Source organism: Psychrobacter sp. 1U2, from assembly GCF_051847575.1.
On the sequence record NZ_JBPYDC010000842.1, the window covers coordinates 1 to 808 of the forward strand.

An 808-nucleotide genomic window follows, 5' to 3' on the forward strand; every position below is an offset into this window, starting at 1 on the left:
TCTTTATCCATTTTGGGTACGATGACGCCTGTCTTTGGCGTGACAATCTCAGCACTTGCACCAACATCAAAACCAATCACGGGTGTACCACAAGCTAAGCTCTCAGCTAGTGTCAAGCCATAAGGCTCATCCCACGTACTGGTAAATAGCATGGCTGTGACTTGACTTAAGCGCTCATTGATTTGATCTTTACTCAGATGACCGACGTAATCGAATAAAGACTCATCGTTTTTGTCTTCTTCTAGTAGCGGTGCTACATATTCCTCAAAGTATTCCTCATTGCTTTTAGGTCCCGCAATAATAAGACGCTTACCTGCCGCTTTACAGTACTCCATTGCCAAATGCGTGCCTTTCTCAACACAAATGCGCCCGTACCAAAAATATACTTCGTCATCAATTGGGTTTGTATTGGCATTAAATGACTGCACATCGATACCATTATAGACTACATGCGACGGTACAAATTCATCAAACAGCTGCTGCTGATGACCACTAATCGCCGTAAACTGGGTTTGCGTGCCATGACGTAGCGTCAATAATGCCAAACGCAGCTGCGGAAAAATCGGTGTATGAAAGGTGGTAAAGCAGCGTGCACCAAACGTTTGACCCATTGTCATCGGTATATGGTGCAAGCTGTGGTTATGTACCACATCGATCATACCTTGTTCATCACGGCTAATAATATCGCGCATGGCTTGCTGATAAACCAAATACTGATATAGCTCTTCGCGGCTCATCCCTAACGAATCATGTTCGTTGGGATAAACCGTGTTATCAAACTCATCACGAGTCATAAATGGCACCAATG

General features: G+C 44.2%; 1 protein-coding gene. It reads right to left on the reverse strand.

The features are described from left to right. Nucleotides 1–794 (reverse strand): glycosyltransferase (locus tag ACS8FD_RS19060; RefSeq protein WP_439277013.1); only part of this gene is annotated, 794 nt, incomplete at its 3' end. Between the last annotated feature and the right edge of the window lie 14 nt (nucleotides 795–808).